General features: G+C 54.7%; 16 protein-coding genes, 1 tRNA gene and 1 pseudogene. 12 read left to right on the top strand and 6 right to left on the bottom strand.

What is annotated here, in order from left to right; translation table 11 throughout:
- The first annotated feature begins 10 nt into the window (after positions 1-10).
- A complete protein-coding gene (locus tag GSQ86_RS02805) occupies positions 11-2,332 on the top strand; it encodes an LptF/LptG family permease (protein ID WP_158748444.1) in 2,322 nt (773 codons plus the stop codon).
- 45 nt (positions 2,333-2,377) lie between these two features.
- Entirely contained in the window at positions 2,378-4,129 is a 1,752-nt protein-coding gene (locus GSQ86_RS02800) for an ABC transporter ATP-binding protein (RefSeq protein WP_158748443.1), read from the top strand.
- Here the strand turns inward: GSQ86_RS02800 and fliS are convergent.
- The 3 genes from fliS to GSQ86_RS02785 form a co-directional block, all read right to left on the bottom strand.
- The gene (gene fliS / locus GSQ86_RS02795) at positions 4,126-4,572 is read right to left on the bottom strand and encodes a flagellar export chaperone FliS (RefSeq protein ID WP_158748442.1); all 447 of its coding nucleotides are present in this window, start codon (positions 4,570-4,572) and stop codon (positions 4,126-4,128) included. The two genes, GSQ86_RS02800 and fliS, sit on opposite strands and share 4 nt — an antisense overlap.
- Before the next feature lie 3 nt (positions 4,573-4,575).
- Positions 4,576-6,249 carry a flagellar filament capping protein FliD gene (fliD, locus tag GSQ86_RS02790; protein ID WP_158748441.1) on the bottom strand — a complete coding sequence of 558 codons (1,674 nt, stop codon included), beginning with the start codon at positions 6,247-6,249 and terminating at the stop codon, positions 4,576-4,578.
- Positions 6,250-6,413: 164 nt separating this feature from the next.
- Positions 6,414-7,634 (bottom strand): flagellin, encoded by a 1,221-nt coding sequence (locus tag GSQ86_RS02785; RefSeq protein ID WP_158748440.1) that lies wholly within the window; start codon positions 7,632-7,634, stop codon positions 6,414-6,416.
- 275 nt (positions 7,635-7,909) lie between these two features.
- Between GSQ86_RS02785 and GSQ86_RS02780 the strand changes: the two genes are divergently transcribed.
- From GSQ86_RS02780 to GSQ86_RS02770, 3 genes are read left to right on the top strand one after another with little or no spacing between them, the layout of a single operon-like run.
- Positions 7,910-8,245, top strand: coding sequence for a flagellar FlbD family protein (locus GSQ86_RS02780; protein WP_158748439.1), 336 nt, complete (start codon positions 7,910-7,912; stop codon positions 8,243-8,245).
- Positions 8,246-8,280: 35 nt separating this feature from the next.
- Positions 8,281-9,066 (top strand): flagellar motor protein, encoded by a 786-nt coding sequence (locus GSQ86_RS02775; RefSeq protein WP_158748438.1) that lies wholly within the window; start codon positions 8,281-8,283, stop codon positions 9,064-9,066.
- Complete coding sequence (locus GSQ86_RS02770; protein ID WP_158748437.1) at positions 9,063-9,956, top strand: flagellar motor protein MotB; 894 nt, start codon at positions 9,063-9,065, stop codon at positions 9,954-9,956. The genes GSQ86_RS02775 and GSQ86_RS02770 overlap by 4 nt, the downstream gene beginning before the upstream one ends.
- Here GSQ86_RS02770 and GSQ86_RS02765 read toward each other — a convergent pair.
- Entirely contained in the window at positions 9,928-10,365 is a 438-nt protein-coding gene (locus GSQ86_RS02765; protein ID WP_158748436.1) for a secondary thiamine-phosphate synthase enzyme YjbQ, read from the bottom strand. The two genes, GSQ86_RS02770 and GSQ86_RS02765, sit on opposite strands and share 29 nt — an antisense overlap.
- A gap of 47 nt (positions 10,366-10,412) precedes the next feature.
- On the opposite strand from GSQ86_RS02765, the gene GSQ86_RS02760 reads away from it, so the two are divergent.
- Both GSQ86_RS02760 and GSQ86_RS23275 read left to right on the top strand, forming a co-directional pair.
- Positions 10,413-10,754, top strand: a complete 342-nt coding sequence (locus GSQ86_RS02760) for a tetratricopeptide repeat protein (protein WP_158748435.1) — start codon at positions 10,413-10,415, stop codon at positions 10,752-10,754.
- Positions 10,751-11,260 (top strand): annotated as a pseudogene (locus GSQ86_RS23275) (endonuclease III domain-containing protein); the annotation flags it as partial. The gene GSQ86_RS02760 and the pseudogene GSQ86_RS23275, both read left to right, overlap by 4 nt.
- A 145-nt stretch (positions 11,261-11,405) precedes the next feature.
- Here GSQ86_RS23275 and GSQ86_RS02750 read toward each other — a convergent pair.
- Both GSQ86_RS02750 and GSQ86_RS02745 read right to left on the bottom strand, forming a co-directional pair.
- Complete coding sequence (locus tag GSQ86_RS02750; RefSeq protein ID WP_158748433.1) at positions 11,406-12,653, bottom strand: aminotransferase class V-fold PLP-dependent enzyme; 1,248 nt, start codon at positions 12,651-12,653, stop codon at positions 11,406-11,408.
- On the bottom strand, positions 12,650-13,510 hold the full coding sequence (locus GSQ86_RS02745) for a tryptophan 2,3-dioxygenase (RefSeq protein ID WP_158748432.1): 861 nt from the start codon (positions 13,508-13,510) through the stop codon (positions 12,650-12,652). The genes GSQ86_RS02750 and GSQ86_RS02745 overlap by 4 nt, the downstream gene beginning before the upstream one ends.
- Before the next feature lie 324 nt (positions 13,511-13,834).
- On the opposite strand from GSQ86_RS02745, the gene GSQ86_RS02740 reads away from it, so the two are divergent.
- The 5 genes from GSQ86_RS02740 to secG all read left to right on the top strand — a co-directional run bounded on the left by GSQ86_RS02740 (position 13,835) and on the right by secG (position 17,503).
- A complete protein-coding gene (locus GSQ86_RS02740; protein WP_158748431.1) occupies positions 13,835-15,439 on the top strand; it encodes a SpoIIE family protein phosphatase in 1,605 nt (534 codons plus the stop codon).
- 17 nt (positions 15,440-15,456) lie between these two features.
- On the top strand, positions 15,457-16,245 hold the full coding sequence (locus tag GSQ86_RS02735) for an SGNH/GDSL hydrolase family protein (RefSeq protein WP_254062096.1): 789 nt from the start codon (positions 15,457-15,459) through the stop codon (positions 16,243-16,245).
- A 64-nt stretch (positions 16,246-16,309) separates the two neighbouring features.
- Complete coding sequence (locus GSQ86_RS02730) at positions 16,310-17,017, top strand: HAD family hydrolase (protein WP_158748430.1); 708 nt, start codon at positions 16,310-16,312, stop codon at positions 17,015-17,017.
- A gap of 62 nt (positions 17,018-17,079) precedes the next feature.
- Positions 17,080-17,164: transfer RNA gene (locus GSQ86_RS02725), tRNA-Leu, on the top strand.
- A 45-nt stretch (positions 17,165-17,209) separates the two neighbouring features.
- Positions 17,210-17,503: a preprotein translocase subunit SecG gene (gene secG / locus GSQ86_RS02720; RefSeq protein WP_158748429.1), complete on the top strand. Its 294-nt coding sequence runs from the start codon at positions 17,210-17,212 to the stop codon at positions 17,501-17,503.
- Positions 17,504-17,585 lie beyond the last annotated feature (82 nt).

Below are 17,585 nucleotides of genomic sequence, written 5' to 3'. Positions count from 1 at the left end.
GACGTTATTTGTGCGCATTTTGACCCGCTACATTCTGAAAGAAGTGCTCACGCACGCACTATTGGGCGGCGCGCTCTTTACCTTTGTCCTTTTCATGAAAGAACTGGGACCGCTGTTGGAGATTGCGGTTCGGAACAGCACGTCAAGCAGCGCTGTAGCAGAAATTTTTCTGCTGATGTTGCCGAACATGTTCACCGTCGTCATACCGATGGCTGTGCTCGTCGGGATTCTGCTTGGATTGAGCCGGCTGGCGGCGGACAGCGAAATTACGGCCATGCGCGCCTCTGGAATGGGTGTCTGGCGGTTTGTTGGGATTGTGTCGATTTTCGTAATCATGGCTCTGAGTGCCGGCATTGCGAATACCCTGTATTTTGCGCCCAGGGCGTCTGCTGAACTTCTCAGAATTAAAGACCAGCTTCAGAATACGCAGGCAACTTATGAAATACAGCCGCGCGTCTTCTACGAAGACCTGAAGAACGTCGTGCTCTATGTGGAGAACGTTCGTGCCGGAACGGGCGCGGCGCGCTGGCAGGATGTTTTCCTGGCCGACCTGACCGATCCAGTATCGCCAAAGGTGACGACAGCTGAAGGAGCTACCGTCGCCAGCACAGATAACCAGACGCTCATCATGCGGCTGCGAAATGGGACGCAGCACCAGACTGCTTCTGATCAGCCGGACCAGTACGATGTATCAACCTTTGCACAGACGGATCTCCCGCTGGAGACGACATCTACGTCTGATACACGTTTGGGCCACAGCGATGCGCCTATCCAGGCGATGTCGAATAAAGAGCTTCTGGGGCGCGCGCACGGACCAGGCGGCAGATGGTTTCTAATCGAGCTACACCGCCGCTATGCGTATCCGGCTGCATGCGTCGTGCTCATGCTGGTAGGCGTCCCGCTAGGGATATCATCCAAGCGCGGCGGCAAGGGCGCGGGTTTTGTCCTTACCATTCTGCTCGTCTTCCTCTACTACTTCATTTCCAACATGGGTGTGGCGCTCGCCCGGCAGGATAAGCTGCCCGTGTTTGCCGGTGTATGGATGGCGAACATTCTCTTCAGCATCTGCGGCGTCTTTTTTCTCCGTCAAATGTCCACAGGCGGCGCGGCCCTGGCTGCTGTTACTTCGGTGAGCTCGTGGTTTCGGTGGAAGAAAAGTTCCAGCACATTGGAGACTGCTGCAACGGTGGAACGTAACGTCTCCAAGAGATACGTTCGCAGCAGGTTTCCGCTCATCCTTGATGAGTATGTCATTCGCCAATTTCTTTCGACTCTGGTTCTTGTGCTGACGGCATTTGTCATGCTCATGCTCGTCTTCACGTTTTTTGAGCTTCTGGGCGACATCATCCGCAATCAGACTCCGCTCACCGTCGTCGGCGAATATCTTTTTAACCTTACACCAGGCATGATCTATGCGATTACGCCGCTAGGCGTATTGATTGCGGTTTTGGTCGTATTTGGCGGGTTGAACCGCACGAACGAGCTGACCGCGATGAAGGCTACCGGCATCAGCCTTTATCGCATCATCGTCCCAATTTTTGTGATTGCGTCTGTTCTTTCCGTTTCTCTCTTCGTCTTCGACGAGATTTATCTACCTTCCGCAAATCGCAAACAGGAAGCGCTGCATAACGTCATTAAGGGAAGGCCAGCGCAGACTTATCTGCGGCCGGATCGGAAATGGATGTTCGGGATGCAGCAGCAGGGCAAGCCCGGACGCATCTTTTATTACGAATTTTTCGATCCGGACAATGATCGCTTCGCCAACATCACTGTCTTCGAATTTGATCCGGTAACCTTTTCACTCTCAAAACGTATCTTCGCCGCCGGAGCGCATTGGGATCCTCAGATTCATCGCTGGATATTCGATCATGGATGGGAGCGAACCTTCAGCGGAACCGAGATTACAAGTTACCGAAATTTTGAAGTCAGCACCTTTCCCGAGATCGTAGAAGCGCCGCAGTATTTCAAGAAGGAGATACGCCCGTCCCAGGAAATGAGCTTCAATGAACTGCAGCGGTATATCCGCGATATGCGGCAGAGCGGCTTCGATACCATGGGCTTGCGTGTTCAACTTAATCGCAAAATTGCATATCCACTCATCACGCTCGTCATGGCGGTGTTGGCGGTTCCCTTCGCTCTTTCCATGGGCAGGCGCGGGTCGCTGACCGGCATTGCCATCGCTATCGGGATGGCGATTGCGTACCTGTTTGTGGATGGCATGTTCGAAGCAATGGGAAACGTGAACATGCTCCCCGCATTTCTTGCAGCCTGGTCGCCGGATGTGCTTTTCGGACTTGCGGGCAGTTATCTGCTGCTGCGCACTCCAACTTGATGCGACTTTCGATGCGTGAAGGAATCAGATAGAAGAGATAAACACATGTTCAAACGACTGCAGCCACTCTACCCCTACATGCGCCGCTATCGGCGCAGCTTTTTCTGGGGAGGCGTGTCGGTTGTCCTCAGTAACCTGATCTGGATCTTTTTTCCGCAGGTGATTCGTATCGCCATCGACGACCTGAACCAGGGTGTCACGGAACGAAAGATCTGGATGTATGCAGGTCTACTTGTCATCGTCTCTCTGGCCAAAGGCGTTTTTCTCTTTCTCACGCGCTGGATCATCATCGGCATTTCCCGCGAGATTGAATTCGATCTTCGCAATGACCTCTTTCTGCAGCTCGAAAAGCAGGCTGCTGCGTACTATCAGCAGCATCGCACCGGCGACATTATGGCTCGCATGACGAACGACCTCAATGCCGTTCGGATGCTGCTGGGTCCGGCGATTATGTATAGCGCCAACACGATTCTTTTCTCTGTTGGTGCGCTGTTCTTTCTGTTGAAGATCAGCCCTTTCCTGACATTAGTGGCGCTTGTGCCTCTCCCGCTTGCGAGCGTTCTGGTGCAGGCTATGGGGCGCAAGATTCATGAGCGCTTCGAGCGCATCCAGGCGATGTTTTCTGATATCTCGGCGCAGGCGCAGGAAAACTTTTCCGGAGCGCGCCTGGTACGTGCCTTTGCGCAGGAAGAAGCCCAGATCGCAGCATTTGAAAAGTCGAACAAGGAATATATTCGCCGAGCCTTGCGTCTGGTCCAGCTGATGGGCATGTTGTGGCCGACGCTCGAATTTATTCTTGGGTTGGCGATGGCCATCACGTTGCTCGTGGGCGGTCATGAGGTGCTTTCGCATCGTATCAGCGTGGGCGATTTCGTCGCCTTCAGCACCTACATGATGATGCTTACCTGGCCGGTGATCGCGTTGGGATGGGTCGTAAATATCTTCCAGCGCGGAACTGCGTCCGTAACGCGCATCGACGAATTACTGAAGGCTGAGCCGTCCATCGACGATCGGGATGCCGATTCATCCATCCCTGCGGATATCAAACTGCGCGGAGAAATCGAATTTCGTAATCTCAACTTTGCTTATGAGCAGCATGAAGTTCTGCATCATGTCTCGTTGAAGATTCCAGCAGGCAGCAGCCTCGCGGTCGTAGGTCCGACCGGCTCCGGCAAATCGACGCTGGTTAGTCTCATAGCTCGCATCTACGATGCGCCGTCGGGAAGCATCCTGCTCGATTGCCGTCCTCTTCCCGACTATCCGCTCGATGTGCTTCGCGCCAACATCGGCTTCGTGCCGCAGGAAACATTTCTCTTCAGCGAAACTATCCGCGGTAACATCGCCTTCGGCTGCCGGAACGCTACGGAAGACGAGGTAAAACGCGCTGCGGAGATTGCGCATATCCGTAAGGAATTTGAAGAATTCCCTCACGGCTTCGAAACAGTTGTGGGTGAACGCGGTTTGACGCTATCCGGAGGGCAGAAGCAGCGCTCGGCATTGGCCAGAGCGGTGCTTCGCGATCCTCGTATTCTTATTCTCGATGATTCGCTCGCCAGCGTGGATACCTACACGGAGGAGCGCATTCTCGAAGAGTTGCAGAATGTCATGCAGGGACGCACCACGATCCTCATCTCACACCGTATTTCGACTGTGCGACATGCTGATCAAATTGCGGTGTTGATTGATGGCCGTATCTCCGAACTGGGTACGCACGACGAATTACTCGAGCGCAATGGCCACTATGCCAACCTCTTCCAGAAACAACTGCTTGAAGAAGAGCTCTCTGTAGCGGGCTAAGCCGTCCAGGTGGACGATTCCGTTGCTACAATCCCACGCGCAGCCTGCTTTGGAGCCGGGGGAAGCACTGGCTGCACCGTCAGTTCAGACTCCCGCGCCACCTGTTGCCATGCTTCACGTACGTTCAAGATGCATCGGATAGCCTCGCGGAACCGGTCGGCTGAAGCAAGCCGCGATCCCTCCAGGCACAAGGCGAATACTGCGGCATAGAACTCCGCCAGAGTCTTCGCCGGGCCCCCCACATCCATTCGCAGCCGCGACTGCAGGTGCATCAGAATATCGAGCACGCGCTTCACGGCAATACGACGCTCATGCACATCGCCAGCCTCTGTAGCTTCGATGGCGCGGTTCAGAAAACGTACCATGCCATCGTAAAGAGCCACGATTAGTTCCACGCTGTTTTTCCCGGCTATCGATTGCTGCTGGTAATTTTTATTCTGCATGCGCTAGCCGTTTTGACCTTCGTTGTAGCCGGTAATGGCACTGTACATCTCGTTGATCTGCTCCAGCTGCTGAGGAATCTCAGTCAGTGTGTAATTGGCCTGGGTAAGCTCAGTCGTCAACTGCGCTTTCTGCGCGGTGATAATGGTTTCTTCATTGCTGATATTTGTGTTGAGCTGCGTCTCTACCTGGGAATCTTCCTGGAGGGCAAGATAAATGGCCCCGCTGGGAGCGCTGCTGCCAAGATTGTCCAGAATATTGGTAAAGTTTCCGCCAAACGATGTGTAGTTTCCGCTGGGCTGGAGAAAATTGACCACACCCTGATAATTGCTGTTCAGCAGACTGTCCAGCGCATCGGTGTCAAGCGTAAGCGTGCCGTCATTGTTCACCGATACTCCAAGTTGCGTGATGGATGTGACGGTATTCGACTGCGCCGACCCAAACGTGACAGCGTTGCCGGTAGAAGTATCCGTCAAACCACTCGCGTCCACGCTGATCGCGCCGGAAGAACCGCTCGTTGCATTTGTCAGGCTCAAAATTGCGTTATTACCCGATGTGATAATTGCAGCGGTCACGCCGATATTGGCGCTGTTGATGGCGGCGGCCACATCAGCCATGCTCGAGTTATCAGGAATGTCAATCTCCTCCTGCGAGCCGCCTCCCACACCGATGAGTATCTTGCCAGACAATGCATCCGATGAGCCGACTGAGGAACTGGAAGCTACTGTGTTGGAGGGCTGCACAAACGTCAAAGCCGACTGGAGAGATTGCTGCAACAGCGCGATCGTCGGGTTTCCGAACAATGGCTCCGGATTACCATTCGAATCGCTCCCTTCCTGCGTGTTCAGGTCCTGCAGGACTTTGTTGTAGTCGGTGACAAAAGTATTCAGCGCGGTTTCTACGTCGGTGTTGTCGTTTGTGATTTCCACCTGAATGCTTTCATCCTTATTTGCGCTGAGCAGCTGAAAAGTCACCCCCTGAATCGCATTCGTCACCGTATTGGAGGAGCTCGCGACCAAGACGCCATCGACTGTCAGTTGTGCGTCCGCACCTGGTTGCGTCTGCGAAAAATTAACCGAGGATGATGTGCTGGTGTCGCTCAGATTGCTGGTGACGGAGATGGCTCCGCTTGCGCCGCTGGTTTGGCTCACCAGAGAGAGCCGCGTACCGGACGAATCGGTGATAACGTTTGCCGTCAGGCCATAGCTGCCGGAATTGATCGTGCTGGCCAAGGAAGAAAACGTGTTGTTCGAGGAGTCGATGGTAATGGTCTTTCCATTGATCTCCAGGTTGCCACTAAGTGTATCGCCCGCATTGGCAATCGTGCCGCTTACATAAGAGGACGTTGTCGCCAGTGACTGCACCACCACGGTATGAGTTCCGGCAATCGCCGATGTAGATGCGGAGGTCAGCTGCAGGAGGCTGGTATCGGAACTTGAACCTTGCTTTTCCGCCAAAACACCTTCGAAATTGGTCAGCGATTGCATCGCTGTCGAAAGCGAACTGAGGTCTGTGCCGATACCGGTCAGTGCCGAATCCTGCGATTGCAGTGTGGTGAGCTGACTCTTCCATGGAGTTTCTATGGCTTGCATGTTCGATACGATCTGATTGACCGTCGAAGTCACATCGAAGCCTGCGCCACCTGTCGGCGATCCAAATGAAAGTCCTACCGTTCCCATAATGCCGTTATCGTCCCTTCCTGGCTAAACTTGAACTTACTAGAGCAATGTCATCATCAGCGTGCAATCGACAGGCCCTTTGCCGGCTGACGCATTAATCTGCTCTCAGAAAACAACAGGGAGCCTGAGAGGCTCCCTGTTGTTTTCTAATTCGCTTTTCGGTACTACTGAAGCAGCTTGGTTACCAACTGCTCCGTGCTATTCGCCTGTGCGAGCGCGCTGATGCCGGTCTGGCTCAGGATCTCGTACTTAGACATATCCGAGGTTGCCGAAGCGTAGTCCGTTGCCTGAACGGCGTTTTGTGCTGAGGTTACGTTCTCCTGCTGGGTGGTTTCCACATTGGAGATTGCATTCAGCGTGTTGATCTGCGAACCGATGTAACCGCGCTGTGCAGCCACGGCCGAGGTCGCACTGTTGATGCTGGTCAAGGCCGCCTGAGCACCGGTTGTCAGATTGGTGGTTGACAGGTTCACCGAGGTGCCGGCTGTATAGGTGATACCGCTGGTCCCCGCAGTTGGGGCAGCGAATGCCAGCGCCGTTGCAGTACCCGCAGCTACCGCAGCATCGTTGGCACCGGCAGCGGTGAAGCTCTGCAGATTGGCCCCGTTTTCTTTGACTTCAAGATAATATTTGCCATCGCTCGAGCCATCGCTGACCACGCTGGCCGAGACTCCACTGATATTGGCCTGGTTAATTTTCGTGGCAATCTGAGAAATCGTGTCTCCAGCCGTATCGAGGCTCACCGTTACTGGTGTGCCCGTCGCGCCTTCCTGGAAGACAAGAGAGCCGGTATAAGTACCTGTCGGATCCTGCGCTGCACTCTTATACACGTTGCCGCCAGCGGCGGTATATTGAACGGTACCGCCGGTATCTCCCACCGAGTTGCTCGACAATGCAGCGACGTTCAGGGTATCCGTCGAAGAACCGTTCGTTGTGGAGTCGCCGGTGAAGATCTGCACTCCGCCACCGCCAAAGACCTGTTGGCCGTTGTATGTGGTCGTTGCGCCGATGCTGTTAATTTCGGCCAGGATGGAGTCATATTCCTGGTTTGCAGCCTGCAGCTGCGCCGAGTTCAACGTGCCGTTTGACGATTCCGTTGCCAGTGTCACAGCACGGTTGAGCAGGCTGGTCACCTGGGAAAGCGCGCCGTCAGCAACCTGCAGCAGGCCTACGCCTTCACTGGCATTTGTAGCAGACTGCGCGAGCGCTGTGGAGTTTGCCTGCAAGCCGTTCGCAAGCGAGAGACCGTCGGCATCATCTGCGCCGGAGTTGATGCGCGAACCGGACGAAAGCTGCGTCAACACATTCTGCAAGCTTGACTGCGTCTGGTTCAGGTTATTCTCCGCGTAGATGGCGGAGATGTTATTCAGGACACCCAGTGACATATCGTTGTGCTCCTCTGTGCATTGAAATGGGTTGCCCGTTTCGGGTGCCTGATCGGTTAGAAGAACGCGATGTTCAGAACCGGGTCACCGTTTCCACAGGAACCACGTTACCCACAGCCTTCATCGGCGCGGGGAAAATGCACTTTACGCAAGCAGCCGGTTGATCGAGGGATTTGGCATGCAACGTGCGTACATTCGCCGGGACCGTGCAGCCCAAGTCAATGTTTCCGGTGTTCTGCCGATAAGTTCACCAGATTGCTGGAGGCTTTGCGGCCATGATTGAACTTACGCGGCTGAATGGACAAAGGATGGTCGTTAATTCCGACCTCATCAAATATGTGGAATCGTCCCCGGATACGACACTGACGCTGATTCACGGAGAAAAGATTGTTGTGCTGGAACCATGCGAGGAGGTGGTGCGCCGGGTCTCCTCGTATCGCGCCGCTCTTCTTGTGCACGTGATGAGACAGGCCGCAGATAGCAGTCTGACCGAGCTCGGAAGCATCGCCTCCGGGGCCTCCGCTCTACGTGCCTTTGTTGCCGAGCAGGCAGAATTGCCCGATGGATCCGCAGAAGCGCTGCAGCTGCGCAGGCGCAGGAGCGAGTCGTAAAAAGCAGGATAAGTTCTCAGAACGGAAGAGACATCATGGACAAAAGCAGCTTTGGTGGAGTGATTGTTACGCTGGCTGGAATTTTGGCCGGCCTTTTGATCGAAGGCGGGCATGTAGGGCAGGTTCTGCAGCCTACGGCAGCGATGATCGTTCTTGGCGGAACGCTGGGAGCGGTGATGCTGCAGTTTCCACTGGCAACGGTGGGAGCCGCATTCAAGCGGCTGGCGAGCGTATTTTTTTCGAAGAAAATCGACAGCGACGCGACCATCAAACTGCTGTTGAGCTTCGCCAATAAGGCGCGTCGCAGCGGTATCGTTTCTCTCGACCAGGACCTGCCGACCATATCCGATCCTTTTCTGAAACAAGCGCTCACGCTCGCCGTAGACGGCACCGAACCGGCTGAGCTGCGCAAGATCATGGAACTGCAGATTGATAACCATGCGCAGCGCGAAGAGGCAATTCCATCGGTCTTCGAATCGGCCGGTGGCTTCGCTCCGACGATCGGCATCATCGGCGCAGTCCTCGGACTGATCCAGGTCATGCAGCACCTTGATCATATCGACGAAGTAGGACGCGGCATCGCGGTAGCCTTTGTCGCCACTATCTACGGGGTTGGCACGGCGAACATCCTGTTCCTTCCTTCTGCAGGCAAGCTGCGCTTCCGTCTGAACGAAGAGCAGCGCATTAAAGAGATGACGCTCGAAGGCGTCGTCTCCATCCTCGAAGGAATGAATCCCCGCATGATCGAAGTCAAGCTGCAGAGCTTTCTCGAAGCATCGCAGCAGCAACAACCGAAGAAGGCTGAAGGACAGACGGCATGAGACGGCGCAAGGAGAAACAACATGCAAACCATGAGCGCTGGCTCGTATCCTATGCCGACTTCATTACGTTGCTCTTTGCTTTTTTCGTTGTGATGTATGCCACGTCAAAGGCCGACCAGAAAAAACAGGCCCAGGCAGCTGCTTCAATCAATTCCGCATTCAAGGCGCTGGGATTGTTTCAGTCTCCAAGCACGATAAAGGAAAGCAAGCCGTCGCAGAATGATACGGGCTCGCCGGCGTCATCAGAGGATACCGTCGCAACTCCGCTCAATGTCGTACTTGGCGACCAGATGCTCGCATCCCCGGAAGTGCAGCAGGATTTCGAGAAGATCAAGAAACACCTGGAGGGCTTGCTTTCGAATCAGATCGCCCGACATACGGTCGCGCTGCGGATTGGCCGTGATGGCCTCATCATCTCCCTGAGAGAAGCAGGCTTTTACGAGAGCGGCTCTGATACACCGCATCCGGGTTCGATCGCGACTTTAGGTGAGATTGCCGAGGCTTTACGCGCCACGCCTTACGACATAAGGATTGAAGGACACACAGACAACGTTCCCATTCACACCGAGCAATTCGATTCCAACTGGGAGCTTTCGACTTCGCGGGCCACGCACATGGCAAAGCTTTTTATCATCGGGCATCGCTTCTCGCCCGGGCGGCTTTCCGCCTCCGGCTATGCTGAGTTTCATCCAACAACGACTAACTCGACAGCCGATGGCCGCGCGCAAAACCGCCGGGTTGACATCATTGTTCTACCGCATGTCACAACCACTCCGCGCCCGGTTATCCATCTTCCGGCAGCCCGTCCTGAAGCCGTCACCGCGGCGATTCCCGCCGCAGCCATGGCGGAACGCGCAGCGGCTACGCCACCCCCAGCAGTTTCACGATAACCCGCTTGCGGCGCTGACCATCGAACTCGGCATAAAAGATTTGCTGCCACGTGCCGAGATCGAGACGACCCTCGGTAACGGGCAGCGTGACCTCGTGATGCAGCAGCAATGCCTTGAGGTGAGCGTCGGCGTTATCTTCTCCTGTCCGGTGATGCCGATAATCAGGTCGTGCAGGCGCCAGCTTCTCCAGCCACTCTTCGATGTCCGCAATCAGGCCATTCTCCAGATCATTGACGTAGATAGCTGCCGTAATGTGCATGGCTGAGACAAAACAGAAGCCATCGCGAATACCGCTGCGCCCAACGATTTCTTCGAGTTGTGCCGTGATAGGGACAATCTCCCGGCGCTTTTTCGTATGAAAGAAGAGATATTCCGTATGTGCTTTGGCTATCCCTGTAATGCCTGTCATCTTTGCTCCTTGCGCTCTGAATGAGAGATATCATGGATATAGCAATCATGCTCTCTGCCGAAGACAAGTATTACGATGCGATTGAGAAAGTTGCCGATGGTGATTTGAACGGCGCCATTGCTGCTTTTCGTTCGTGCCTCGCTGACGATCCCTCCATGCTTGACGCCATGCATGGCTTAATCCGCGCACTCAAGGATGCCGGCGAACTGGACGAGGCGATTCGTGTCGCGCACCGCTTGTCTGAGATCGATCCCGAAGATGTGCTGGCGCACACCAGTCTCTCCATCCTTTATCAGAATAAGGGCATGATTCCTGAAGCAGAAGGGGAGGCACTGAAGGCCAAATTGCTTGGCTGGAAGCTCCAGCTACAAAATCCAGGCCCAGAATGAGTCGCTCCTCTTCCCTGCTCGGCCAGATGTACGCGACCCTTGCCGACACATATGGCCCTCAGCATTGGTGGCCCGGCGAAACTCCACTCGAAGTCGTGGTCGGCGCGTATCTCACTCAGAACACCTCCTGGCGAGGGGTGGAGCTGTCTATCAAAAATCTAAAGGCTGAAAACCTTCTTCACCTCGAAGGCCTGCGGGGTGTTTCCGAAGAAGAGCTGCGGATTCTGATCCGGCCCTCAGGATTTATGCTGCGTAAAGCCGCAGCCATCAAAACCTTCATCGCTTTTCTTGACCGGGAACACGATGGATCGCTCGCGCAGCTCGCCGCAAATCCCACAGAGTCAGTCCGCAACCAGCTACTTGCTTTGCCAGGTGTCGGCCCGGAGACTGCTGACGCCATTTTGCTCTATGCGCTCGATCATCCAGTGATGGTCGTAGACGAGTATTTGCGCCGATTGGTCACTCGCCATGGGTTGCTCCATGAAAAGGCGCGCTACGCAGAAATACAGCAGATCGCATTGAACGCATTTGTCGAAGACGACGCCAATACCCGCGCACAACATTACAACGAATTCCACGCGCTGATCGTTGAACTCGGCAAGCGCCACTGCAAAGGGAAAGCTCGCTGCGAAACCTGCCCCTTATCGGCCTCTATTTTTCATCCGCCACTGCTTCCGATTGCAGACGATTTGCACCTTGACGCTTCAGAAGTTCGCCGAGCGCAGACGAAGCGGCTCGAAGCTCCTCGTCTCGCGTCAGACAATCGGGACAAAGGCGCAGCCAATCCCCGCGAGCGTCGGCAATAACGCCGCGCTCGGCGAGTTTTGCAGCAATATCTGCAGCGCCCTCCAGAGGAATTGCAAGAAACGCGCCGTGATCGTCATCGCCACCGATCGCTTTTACTCCTGCATCCCGCAGATACTCTTTCAGTCTCGATAGCAGCTCACGCCCATACACGCGCAATCGATCTACGCCGACGGATAACGTAAATTGCTGGCCGCTTCTCGCCTGGTAATAGGTCAGCACGGGCGGCGTTGCTTCCAGAAATGCATCTCCCCCTGCACGTAGCAGCGGCGGATCATGCCGTTCGTAGCCAAAGGTATTCTCGCGGGCAAACCATCCGGTATCAAGCGGCCTCAGATCACTGTTCAGGACATCCGGCGAAAGATACAGGAAGCAAGCCCCCGGACCACCGCGCAGGTATTTATAGCTGCCTCCAATCACGAAATCAGCGCGCATCTCCGCCACATCGACCGGGATTACACCGATGGCATGATATGCATCGACCAAGAGCTTAGCGCCGGCTGCGTGGCAAGCATCCGCGAGAGTTGCGAGATGATGAATGATCTGGCCGTCCATAAACATCACCTGCGAAATCACAACCAGATCAATACCCGTTCGCAACTGCTCGATGAGCTGACCTACATGAAATGTGCCGGTCGCATCTGCCTCAACCCACCGCATCTCGATCCGCCCAAGCGAAGCATAGTGCTTTAAAAGCAGATCAATGGAGTCGAACTCGCCCCGTGTGCTCAAGACGCGGGGTCGTCCCGGAAGCGCATTTAGGACGGTACGCAACCCCTGGCCGGCAGAAGTTTTCGGAACAATGCAATCGACGCGCGGAGCTCTTATAAGTGTTGCCAGACGCGCCCGAAATGCTTCCTGTTCAGCCAGCCATTCGTCCCAGGCATCCCCAAGTTTCGATTCCCACAGAGCCGTCGCCTCGCGAACATCGTCCGCCATTTGATCGAGCGGCCTTCCAAGCGAGTGGTTCGCCAGGTAAATTCGGTCTTTTGCCCGCACGCGGGAAAAGAGCGGCGCGATGTGTTGCTGCACGTTTTGCTCGTCGAGCGGCGTCCCAGCAAGCTTGTGGATGGCTTCCTCGATCGATGTGTTCACCGCTGCTTCAGCCCCGTACGCACGGCAAACAGCTCCGGGAAAAATGTCAGCTCCAGCGCCTGCCTCAAAAATCCCACGCCTGAAGAGCCCCCCGTTCCAGTGCGAAAGCCGATGATTCGCTCAACCGTCTTCATGTGACGAAACCGCCAGAGCTGGAAATACTCCTCCACATCCACCAGCTTTTCACACATTTCGTAGGCATCCCATTGCTCGCGCGGTCGCTCGTAGATCTCTCGCAACACGCTAACCAGCGCTTCGTTCTTCTGGTAGGGCTCAGCCCAGTCCCTTTCAACGCACTCATTTGGCACAGCGAGGCCCCGCCGCTTCAGATGCCGAAGGAACTCGTCGTAAAGACTCGGCACCTCCAGCACTGCGAGTAAATCGTCGTGTATCGCCGGAAAATCCGCGAAAACCTTAATCGCATCACGGTTCTTATTCCCCAGCAGGAATTCCAGCTTGCGGTACTGATATGACTGGAACCCGGAAGCGTGGCCCAGCACGCTGCGAAACTCCATATATTCAGAAGGCGTGAGCGTCTCAAGCACCGCCCATTGGTCGAATAGCTGCATCTGAATCAGCTTCGCGCGCGACAATATTTTGAAGCAGGGATCGAGCTGGTCATGCTGCACGTGGTGGATAGCCGCAGTCAGCTCATGAATGAGCTGTTTGATCCAAAGCTCCGAAACCTGATGCTGAATAATGAACAGCATTTCGTCATGATGTTGAGGATTGGATAATGGCTTTTGTTGGGCGAGCAGGCCATCCAGGCATAAATATCCCGCGTAGCTCATGCGATCATGGAAGTCCGTGACAATACCTGCTTCCAGCGGCCTTTGGTTCTTTTCGCTCGATGCCATCACTCGAAATTATAGGAGTCTGGCGCCCGCAGGTAAAAAGAGGGCCTGGCAGCACGGAGCTACCAGGCCAGGGAGGCATACAACTATTGAGAAAACGAGTCAGGATGCGCGTGCTCTATAGGGTTTGTCAACCTTTCTGTTACAAATTTTGCTACGGTGCGCCAGTGGAGCAGTGTCCCCTCGTCCACGGAGTGACGGAATCGGCGTTCGGAGCACTATGAATAAGAGCTTTCAGATATTTGTATAATCGGCTGCAGAACAGATGGAGCGTCCCTGTTGGTCTCATTGTCCCTCGCTCCGCTGCACAGGACCGGATAGCGGGACATGGAATCAAATTCTTTTACTTCATACGTCCTAACGGACGGCACCCAACAGACGAGCGGCGCCATTCATCACTCGCCCTTTACGATTGGACGGCTGCCTGATCGAGACCTCGTGCTTGAGAATGTCTTCGTTTCCCGTCAGCATGCGGAAATTCTTCATGAAAATGGAGAGTATTTCGTTCTCGACAAAGGCAGTCGGCATGGCACCTTTGTGAACGGGATGCGGGTACAACGGCACCGTCTGGCACCGCAGGATGTGGTGCATTTTGGCTCGCTCGAAGGCCCAAAATTGCAGTTTGACCCGAAAGATAAAGTCTCTACCTCGACCATTCGCCAGCTTCTGGTACATCTTCCGTCGCCATCGGCCGCCGGAAGCGATCTGGAGAAGCTGCGCTGGTTTCTGGAGGCAGCACGCCGATTAAACACAGTAGGCGCGGTCGACGAAATTCTTGCCTGCCTGGTTGAGACGACACTCGATCTTACGAAGGCGGAGCGCGGATATTTTTTCCTCGGCGACTCAGAGGGGAAATTAAAGCTTACAACCGGGCGCAGCAACAAGGGTGAGCCGTTAACCGATGATTCAACGCTTTCCCATAGCGCCATTCAACAGGCATTGCAGGCCACCGGCGAGTTCATCATTACCGACACGCTAAAGGCGGATATCGCAGCCCGCTCGAAGAGCATGATCGCGCAGAACATTCGATCTATCGTCTGCATTCCCCTGCGTAGCCGTCGCAAACAACCAGGCACAGAACAGGCAAAAAATGACATCCTAGGCGTGCTCTATCTCGACAGCCGGATTCAGGCAGGCAGCCTGACTCAGGTGGATAATGAGCTTCTGCGAACGATAGCGTCGGAAGCAGCGGCGCTGATTGACAACGCCCAGTTGGCGATTGCGGAGGAACATGCGAGGCGGTACCGTGAGGAACTGAATATCGCCGGGAGCATCCAGCAGAGCCTGATGGCAGTTCAGATGCCCGATCTTCCTTACCTCAGTATTTCAGCGCAGTCGGTTCCCTGCAAAGAGATCGGGGGCGATTTCTACGATGTGATCGTCGATGAGGGGCATACGTACTTTGTCATCGCTGACGTTTCCGGAAAAGGTGTTTCAGCTGCCATTCTGGCCTCCACTCTTCAGGGACTCATTTATTCTCAGCTCAAGGCGGGGCAGTCTCTGGAGTCTGTCGCATTTGCTGTGAATCAATACCTTTGCGCCAAGAGCGTCGGCAAATACGCGACGATGTGTATCGTGAAACTGAGCGAAACGGGCAGGCTGGACTACATCAATTGTGGGCATCCCCGTCCCCTGCTATGCGGAAACACTGTCGAGCAATTGCCGGAATCAGACATGCCGGTGGGCCTGATCGACTGGGCGACCTTTCATGCGGGCACAGCCCAGGTGGAACGAGGCATGCGCATCTTTCTCGTGACGGATGGAGTGACCGAAGCGGAAGATGCGACAGGCGAATTTTTTGGTGAGGCGCGACTGGAGAAAGCATTCGAGACGAAACGCAACCTCGAAGGTGTTGTCCAGTCCCTGCAGACCTTCTGCGGATCAACACCGGCAAACGATGATTGCACGATGCTGGAAGTACTTTTCCGCTGAGTGATAATTTGGTGTTCATGCGTAAATCGGCCTGCTTCTTTCTGATGGGAATTCTCTCCTCTGGCACAATTTGCTCCGCGCAAACGCAGCAAACCAACTCCGCATCCTCTGACGATCCCGCGGCTCAAGCTGTTCTCAGCCTTGAACACTGGCGCGAAAGCCGCATTCCGACATTCATGAGTGACTTCGGGGAGTTGAATCGTTACCGCGCAGCGAACGATCAACTCAAGTCCGCGGCTCCGCAAGCAAATCGCGTAATCTTTTTCGGCGACTCCATCACAGACGCCTGGAAGCTGGATCGCTATTTTCCTGACAAGGGCTACATCAACCGCGGCATTGGTGGCCAAACCACCCCGCAGATGCTGATTCGATTCCGGCAGGATGTGATTGACCTTGCGCCGAAAGTCGTTGTCATTCTTGCTGGCACTAACGACATCGCCGGTAACACAGGACCGATGACTGTAGAGGAGACGGAAGCGAATTTGACCTCACTGGCGGAGCTGGCCCGCGCCCACTCCATTCGGGTTGTCTTGGCTTCCGTCACGCCGATTCACAATTATTTTCCCGAGCGGTTGAATATGTTCCTGCAACGGTCTCCGGAAAAGATTCGCCAAGTCAATCAGTGGATGCAGAACTATTGTGCACAGAACAACCTCGTCTACCTGGACTATTTCGGCGCCATGGTAGATGACCACGGCATGATGAAACAGGAACTGGCCGACGACGGCCTGCATCCGAACGATTCTGGCTATCACGTGATGGCGCCCCTCGCGGAGAAAGCAATCGCAAAAGCGCTGGCACAATAGCATACGGCGCGGAAAGAACGTCAATTCATGCCGCAACGCCGCGATTTGTTACCCTGAAAGTACCATGAGTTTACGCTTCAATCCTGGCCAGACGCTGCTCCTTGATGCGGATGACACCTTATGGGAAAACAACGTCTACTTTGAACGTGCCATAGCGTCTTTCATCTCCTATCTCGATCATCACGCTTACACGCGCGAAGAAGTCCGCGCCATGCTGAATGAAGTAGAGCGTGAAACAGTCCGGGAACGGGGCTATGGCGTATCGAGCTTCCAGCACTCGCTGGTGACATGTTTTGAACGGTTAAGCACCGAACCGATTACGCCTGAAAAACATCAGCGCATCGTGAGTTTTTCTCAGTCCATCCGCGAGCAGGAAATTGAACTACTTCCCGGCGTCGCTGCCATATTGCCTTTGCTGGCCTCACGCCATCGGTTGATCCTGATGACAAAAGGCAATGAGCTTGAACAGGCTGACAAGTTCGCGCGTTCCGGCCTTGCGCAGCACTTCACCTCCGTCGAAATTCCTAGGGAGAAAAATCCCGACGCCTATTATTCCGTGTGCCGTAAATACGAACTGCAGCCGCACTCCACCTGGATGATTGGCAATAGCCCAAAATCGGACATTAATCCCGCCCTCGCAGCTGGTTTGCATGCCATCTACATCCGCCACCCCCACACCTGGGTACTCGAACACGAAACCGTAGATGAAGCGAAATACGGACAACATTTTCTTGAACTGACGACTTTTGCAGAACTGCAAGTTCACTTCTAGACGCGGTTTTTCATAACCCGTCCGCTTTGCTATACTTTTAAGAGGACATCGTTTCATCGAGTGCGGAAGTGGTGAAATTGGCAGACACACCATCTTGAGGGGGTGGCGCCGAGAGGCATGGGGGTTCAAGTCCCCCCTTCCGCACCAAAAAAACATCCTACCTATTTGTGAGGTTTCTGAAGAAAGCCGCCCATGTTTTATCTAATTCTAGTTCTCCACGTCATCGTCTGTGTCTTCCTCGTCATCGTCGTACTCCTGCAGCAGGGCAAAAGCGCCGATCTTGCTGGAGCATTCGGCGGGCAGGGTTCGCAGACAGCCTTCGGACCGCGGGGAGCAGCCAATTTGCTGACGCGGCTCACAACGTGGTGCGCAATCCTCTTCATGCTTACCTCCATCGGCCTCACCATCCTTATGCAGAAGCGCAGTGGCGGTCACTCCGTCCTTGAAGGCACTCCCGCGACGCAATCCGTTCCAGCAAAGAAATAGTTTCATCTTGTGTTGAAAAAAGGCAGGCCTCGAGCCTGCCTTTTCTATTTCCTCCCACCCGCTCTGTTACCATCCGATCAAA

The organism is Acidobacterium sp. S8, from assembly GCF_009765985.1.
Classification (GTDB): domain Bacteria; phylum Acidobacteriota; class Terriglobia; order Terriglobales; family Acidobacteriaceae; genus Alloacidobacterium.
The sequence above is the reverse complement of the archived record's forward strand: the minus strand, read 5'-3'. Positions and strand labels throughout refer to the sequence as shown.

Excerpts from the sequence above, each read along its gene's own strand:
- GSQ86_RS02740 (WP_158748431.1), top strand. The coding sequence starts at position 13,835 with ATGGAATCAAATTCTTTTACTTCATACGTCCTAACGGACGGCACCCAA.
- GSQ86_RS02760 (WP_158748435.1), top strand. The coding sequence starts at position 10,413 with ATGCTCTCTGCCGAAGACAAGTATTACGATGCGATTGAGAAAGTTGCC.
- secG (WP_158748429.1), top strand. The coding sequence starts at position 17,210 with ATGTTTTATCTAATTCTAGTTCTCCACGTCATCGTCTGTGTCTTCCTC.
- GSQ86_RS02770 (WP_158748437.1), top strand. The coding sequence starts at position 9,063 with ATGAGACGGCGCAAGGAGAAACAACATGCAAACCATGAGCGCTGGCTC.
- GSQ86_RS02730 (WP_158748430.1), top strand. The coding sequence starts at position 16,310 with ATGAGTTTACGCTTCAATCCTGGCCAGACGCTGCTCCTTGATGCGGAT.
- GSQ86_RS02785 (WP_158748440.1), bottom strand. The coding sequence starts at position 7,634 with ATGTCACTGGGTGTCCTGAATAACATCTCCGCCATCTACGCGGAGAAT.
- GSQ86_RS02735 (WP_254062096.1), top strand. The coding sequence starts at position 15,457 with ATGCGTAAATCGGCCTGCTTCTTTCTGATGGGAATTCTCTCCTCTGGC.
- GSQ86_RS02745 (WP_158748432.1), bottom strand. The coding sequence starts at position 13,510 with ATGGCATCGAGCGAAAAGAACCAAAGGCCGCTGGAAGCAGGTATTGTC.
- fliS (WP_158748442.1), bottom strand. The coding sequence starts at position 4,572 with ATGCAGAATAAAAATTACCAGCAGCAATCGATAGCCGGGAAAAACAGC.
- fliD (WP_158748441.1), bottom strand. The coding sequence starts at position 6,249 with ATGGGAACGGTAGGACTTTCATTTGGATCGCCGACAGGTGGCGCAGGC.
- GSQ86_RS02780 (WP_158748439.1), top strand. The coding sequence starts at position 7,910 with ATGATTGAACTTACGCGGCTGAATGGACAAAGGATGGTCGTTAATTCC.
- GSQ86_RS02765 (WP_158748436.1), bottom strand. The coding sequence starts at position 10,365 with ATGACAGGCATTACAGGGATAGCCAAAGCACATACGGAATATCTCTTC.
- GSQ86_RS02800 (WP_158748443.1), top strand. The coding sequence starts at position 2,378 with ATGTTCAAACGACTGCAGCCACTCTACCCCTACATGCGCCGCTATCGG.
- GSQ86_RS02775 (WP_158748438.1), top strand. The coding sequence starts at position 8,281 with ATGGACAAAAGCAGCTTTGGTGGAGTGATTGTTACGCTGGCTGGAATT.